Below are 538 nucleotides of genomic sequence, written 5' to 3'. Positions count from 1 at the left end.
GGGACCGGATTTTAAAACCAATTATACCTATGACCTTGTGGGACGCCGAACCAGCATGACAGATGGGCAGGGAACGACCTCGTATGCCTATGATCCAGCCAATGGGTCGTTGACCGGACTGAAATACCCGGACGGCACGAAAATAAACTATGAGTACAATAAGCAGTCTCGCACAGGCTATGTGCTGACCGATGCTTCGGGAACGTCTATGCACGTTCAATCGAAGCTGGACAGCTTGGGCCAAGTGACTCAAATGGACGTTAGCAGTGGAGCAGGGACAGCGGGCGTACAGAGTGTGGCAGGAGCGAGTGCTGCTACGGGCGGTTCACTGGACCGCATGACGTTTGAGTATGCACCAAATGGATTGCTGAAAGGTCAGTCTTCAAGCAGAGGACTGAGTACGCGATTCAGCTATAACGGACTGGACTTGTCCGGGGTTACGGTGGAGCAAGGCGGTGCGGCATTGCACCAATTTGGGTATGAGCGGGATGGGAATAAAAACATCACCGGACGTACCCAAAACGGAACGACGGATTCA

Annotated in this window: 1 protein-coding gene; it reads left to right on the top strand. The window is 53.0% G+C overall.

The annotated features are described in order from the left end of the window. Nucleotides 1-55: 55 nt before the first annotated feature. On the top strand, nucleotides 56-538 hold a 483-nt coding region (locus tag ACIFO6_RS24245; protein WP_430044625.1), incomplete at its 3' end, for a hypothetical protein.

This window comes from Paenibacillus sp. NRS-1781 (genome assembly GCF_050467745.1).
GTDB classification, from domain to species: domain Bacteria; phylum Bacillota; class Bacilli; order Paenibacillales; family Paenibacillaceae; genus Paenibacillus; species Paenibacillus terrae_A.
The sequence above is the reverse complement of the archived record's forward strand: the minus strand, read 5'-3'. Positions and strand labels throughout refer to the sequence as shown.